At 31.8% G+C, this 4,944-nt stretch carries 5 protein-coding genes; 3 read left to right on the plus strand and 2 right to left on the minus strand.

Annotated features, from left to right (window positions below):
• Positions 1 to 93: 93 nt before the first annotated feature.
• Both B4E95_RS02350 and B4E95_RS02355 read right to left on the minus strand, forming a co-directional pair.
• A complete protein-coding gene (locus tag B4E95_RS02350; RefSeq protein WP_038331461.1) occupies positions 94 to 1,107 on the minus strand; it encodes a beta-ketoacyl-ACP synthase III in 1,014 nt (337 codons plus the stop codon).
• 84 nt (positions 1,108 to 1,191) lie between these two features.
• Complete coding sequence (locus tag B4E95_RS02355; RefSeq protein WP_115000757.1) at positions 1,192 to 2,067, minus strand: DMT family transporter; 876 nt, start codon at positions 2,065 to 2,067, stop codon at positions 1,192 to 1,194.
• Between the two features lie 191 nt (positions 2,068 to 2,258).
• Here B4E95_RS02355 and B4E95_RS02360 point away from each other — a divergent pair, with 191 nt between their 5' ends.
• From B4E95_RS02360 to B4E95_RS02370, 3 genes are all read left to right on the plus strand, one after another.
• Positions 2,259 to 3,065 carry a TerC family protein gene (locus tag B4E95_RS02360; RefSeq protein WP_038331456.1) on the plus strand — a complete coding sequence of 269 codons (807 nt, stop codon included), beginning with the start codon at positions 2,259 to 2,261 and terminating at the stop codon, positions 3,063 to 3,065.
• Between the two features lie 51 nt (positions 3,066 to 3,116).
• Positions 3,117 to 3,932, plus strand: a complete 816-nt coding sequence (locus B4E95_RS02365) for an HAD family hydrolase (RefSeq protein ID WP_291089651.1) — start codon at positions 3,117 to 3,119, stop codon at positions 3,930 to 3,932.
• Between the two features lie 79 nt (positions 3,933 to 4,011).
• Positions 4,012 to 4,917: a polysaccharide deacetylase family protein gene (locus B4E95_RS02370; RefSeq protein ID WP_291089654.1), complete on the plus strand. Its 906-nt coding sequence runs from the start codon at positions 4,012 to 4,014 to the stop codon at positions 4,915 to 4,917.
• The last annotated feature ends 27 nt before the right edge of the window (positions 4,918 to 4,944 follow it).

Raw genomic sequence — 4,944 nt, forward strand, 5'->3', positions numbered from 1 at the left:
TTTTGCTGACGATTTACACTTCCATAATAACGATTTCTTTTTTGTATCGCTATTTCAGGACGGGACAATTTGTAAATCTAAATTCAAACTTACTTACCAGTTCATCAAAACAGAGCCCCATGTAAATCCTGCTCCAAAAGCTGTCATCATTACTAAGTCACCTTTTTTGATTTTACCTTCTTGTTTTGCTTCACTCAATGCAATAGGAATAGATGCTGCCGTAGTATTTCCGTAACGCATAATGTTGTTATAAACTTTCTCATCTGGTAATCCCAATTGTTTTTGTACAAATTGAGAAATACGCAAATTCGCTTGATGTGGAATAAATAAATCTAAATCTTCTGGCTTTTTATTTGCAGCCGATAAAGCTTCGATAATTGATTCAGGAAAACGAGTTACCGCATGTTTGAAAACATAGTTTCCATTCATATATGGATAAATTTCTTTTTTAGTTAAAGTGTTTCCTTCTTTCAATAATTCATCCGACCAACCTGTTTTTGTTCCTGGGAAAGTAACTGCTAATTCTTCAGCAAATTCTCCTTCAGAATGTAAATTCGTCGATAAAATTCCACGTCCTTCTTCTTCCGATGCCGAAACAATTACCGCTCCTGCTCCATCTCCAAAAATTACTGAAACACCACGACCTTCATCCGACATATCCAATCCGAATGAATGAACTTCTGCTCCAATCACCAAAATATTTTTGTAAACACCAGCCTTGATAAAAGCATCAGCAGTTGATAACGCATACACAAAACCAGAACATTGATTACGAATATCCATTGCCCCAATCGTACGACAACCTAACTCTTTTTGTACCAACACACCATTTCCAGGGAAATAGTAATCGGGAGATAAAGTAGCAAATAAGATAAAATCGATATCTTGAGCAGTGATTCCTGCATCTTCTAACGCATTTTTAGCCGCAATAACACCCAAATCTGTAGACGAAATCTTAGAACCTGGCTCGATATGTCTTCTTTCGACAATCCCTGTACGTTCCTGAATCCATTCGTCATTGGTGTCCATCACCTCAGCTAAATCAAAGTTTGTAACAACTCTTTCGGGAACATAATGCCCAACACCTGTAATAATAGAGTGTATCATGTGATTATGGTTTACTTTTCAATTGAAGCAAAGATATTAAATGATAAGCATTCTTTAAAACAAATGCGTCTTTTTGACAATAAATTATTTAGAAAATCTTGTTTTTAATATTCCGTTCATAATGATAGAAAGTACCATTACCCCTGTAGCAATATAAAATATAGGATTCATATGTTCTGAATCTCCAAAAATAAGACTTGCCAAAATGATGCCATAAACTGGTTCTAAATTTACGTTCAGCATCAACGTAAAAGCACTTACATGTTTCAGTAAATCAACTGATTCTATTTGTGCAAAAGCTGTAAAAATGACGCCAAGCAACGTCAGCCATCCTAAGTTTGACCAACTGATATTTACAACTTCAGAAATAGCTTCTGGTTGAAAAAGAATCATCACCACCGAAAGCGTGATCACTCCACCAATCATTTCGTATAAAGTAACTTTAGTCGGTTTGATTGATTTTGGTAATCTCGAATTAAGAACTGCAAACAATGCGGAAAGGAAACTACATAGAATACCGATGATAATTCCTAATTTATAATCTTCTGGCGATGCATTAAAAATAACAGCTACACAAGCAGAAACGATTATGGCAAGAATAATTTCGAGCAGATTAATTTTTCGTTTAAAGAAAATAGGTTCTAAAATCGCACTAAAAAGCGCGCCCATCGATAATGTACTCAACGCAATTGAGATATTAGAAAGTTTGATCGACAAATAAAATGTAAACCAATGTATTCCGACAATTCCACCGATAGCAAGTAATCTCAATAATTCGTTTTTAGTCACTTTGAAATCCATTTTTCTGAATTTCATGTAAATAAAAACCGCAATAGCCGCAATAAGAACACGATACCAAACCATTGGTAACGCACTCATTGTGACTAATTTTCCGAAAACTCCTGTAAATCCCCAAAGAAGTACGAGAAACTGCAACCGAAGTTGAACCTTTGAAATCATTCTAAGCCTTTTTCGCAAAAGTAGAGTTTAATTCTATATTGCTAAAACGATTTAATTGATTTAATTGATTTAATTGATTTAATCTGTAAATAATTTTGTATAAGTTCTAATGTTAAATTAACATCAAATAATTATTACTCAAACTTTAATTGTTATTCTTCGTTGTATTTTCGAAACTTCAAAATTAATCGATGGATTTTAGTATTTTTTTACAACCAGATGCATTAGTTGCATTATTTACATTAACAATGTTAGAAATCGTTTTAGGGATTGATAATATTGTTTTTATCTCTATTTTGTCAGGAAAATTACCTGCGCATCAACAAAAGAAAGCACAACAGCTTGGTTTATTTTTAGCCATGTTTACACGTGTAATCCTTTTATTCTCGTTAAGTTGGGTGATGAGTCTTACCACTCCTCTATTCAATATCGGCGAATGGATTGGCATTACTTCAACCGAATGGTTAGAAAAATTAGCTATCTCTGGTCGAGATTTGATTTTATTAATCGGAGGATTATTCTTGATTTATAAATCGACTGTAGAAATTCACCACAAAATAGAAGGTGTTGAAGAAACTGAAGGAAAAGTGAAAGTACATTCTTTTGCAGGAACTATTGTACAAATCTTAATTTTAGACATTGTTTTCTCATTAGATTCTGTGATTACAGCAGTTGGTATGGCAGAACATATCGAAGTTATGATTGCGGCTGTAATTATTGCTGTTGCAGTTATGATGCTTTCAGCAAGTGCGGTTTCTAAATTTGTGAACGATCATCCAACGGTTAAAATGTTAGCTTTATCATTCTTATTATTAATCGGTGTTTCGTTATTAGCAGAAGGATTTGATCAACACATTTCGAAAGGATACATTTATTTTGCTATGGGATTCTCTGTTTTAGTCGAATTCTTAAATTTGAAAATGAAGAAAAAACATTCGAATCCAGGAATTGTCCGAAATATGGTTGGTGACGCGGAAGAACAAAACAAAAATTTATAATTAACTTTGAGGTCTCAATTATGAGACCTTTTTTTATTTAAGAAAAAATCCATGCAAAATATAAAATTAATCGTGACAGATTTGGATGGAACTTTGTTGCGTTCTGATCATTCATTAAGTCCAGAATTCAATAAAATTTACGAAGAATTAAAAGAAAACAACATCACATTTGTACCTGCAAGTGGTCGTCAATATTATAGTATCATTTCTTATTTTGAAAACATAAAAGATGAATTGGCGATTATTGCTGAAAACGGAACCTATGTGACCTACAAAGGTGAAGAAATTTTTGTTGACGAATTGGATTGGTCTGTTGTAAAAGAAATCGTAGAAGAAGTGCGTAAAATAGAAGGTGCAAATATTGTTTTGGCTGGTAAAAATGCAGCTTATGTGGAATCGAAAGATGAAATTTTTTTAGAATATTTTAAAAATTATTATGACAAAAATATTTGGGTTAATGATTTAACTAAAATCAAAAATGAACAATTTATTAAAATTGCAGTAAATCATGCTGATGGAACAGAATTTAATGTATTTCCAAAATTAGTTGATTTTGAAAAATATGGATTAAAAGTTGTGGTTTCTGGAGAAGTATGGTTAGATGTAATGAACAAAAAATCGAACAAAGGAGTTGCATTACACACTTTGATGAATAAATTGGATATTTCTTCTGAAGAAATCATTGTTTTTGGGGATTTTATGAATGATTTGGAGATGTTACATTTGGCAAAATATAGTTTTGCAATGGAAAATGCGCATCCAAATGTAAAAGAAGTAGCAAATTTTAAAGCACCTTCTAACGATGAAGATGGTGTAATTCAAGTTATTAAGCAATATTTACAACAATCAAAAAACGTAAACGCTTAATAATCTGACAAATAACATCAATCATTTAACATTTCAAATCAGATTAAATTATTAATTTCGCACAAAACCTAAACAATCAATGTTAGCTATCAACAAACATCTAAAAAGCTTTCTTGCAATTGGAACTTTACTTTTTGTTTTTTCTTGTAAAAACGAAAATAATCCTATTCAAAATCAAACAACAACTTCTTCTGAACCAAAAGAAATTTTGCAGAATGATGTTGATTCTATTTATACGGTAAAAGTTGACTCTTCAGTTTTGAAATTAGATACTATTGCAAAAGAAGAAAGGAAAAATCCTATTGATTCGACAAAACAATATGTTTACCTAACTTTTGACGATGGTCCATATAAAGGAAGTAAAAATATCAATAAAATATTAACCGAAGAAAATGTAAAAGGAACGGTTTTCTTAGTTGGTTTTAATGCTTTTACGAAAGATTTGAAACAACATGTAGAAGATTATAAAGCTAATCCAAATGTAGAAATTGCTAACCATACTTTTTCGCATGCGCGTAACAAATACAAAGCTTTTTACAGTGTTCCAGAAAATGTTTATGAAGATATTCGCAAAAATGAGGTGGTATTAGACATACATTCTCGTTGGGTTCGTTTACCTGCACGTAATACATGGCGTTTGAACAAACGCAAAAAAGACGATCCAGTAAAAAATGCAATTCCAGCAGCTGATTTATTGGCTAAAAATCAATACTATATCTATGGCTGGGATTATGAATGGGAAAGAAGTGGAAAAAAATCTGCAACACATCAGCTTTCTTCACCTGAAAAAATTTATGAAGGAATTGTACATCGTTTGGATCAAAATAAAACATTCAAAAAAAATCATTTGGTAATTTTAATGCACGATGATATGTTTAATGAAGATTATAATGCAGAAAAATTAAGACAATTAATTGTTTTATTGAAACGTAATCCGAAAATTGTTATTGAAGGAATTTCTGGATATCCAACCAGGATTAGCTAGATAAAATTGTAACGTCCTGAAAAAATG

It is taken from the genome of Empedobacter sp. UBA7494 (genome assembly GCF_002478465.1).
In the GTDB taxonomy this organism is placed as follows: domain Bacteria; phylum Bacteroidota; class Bacteroidia; order Flavobacteriales; family Weeksellaceae; genus Empedobacter; species Empedobacter falsenii_B.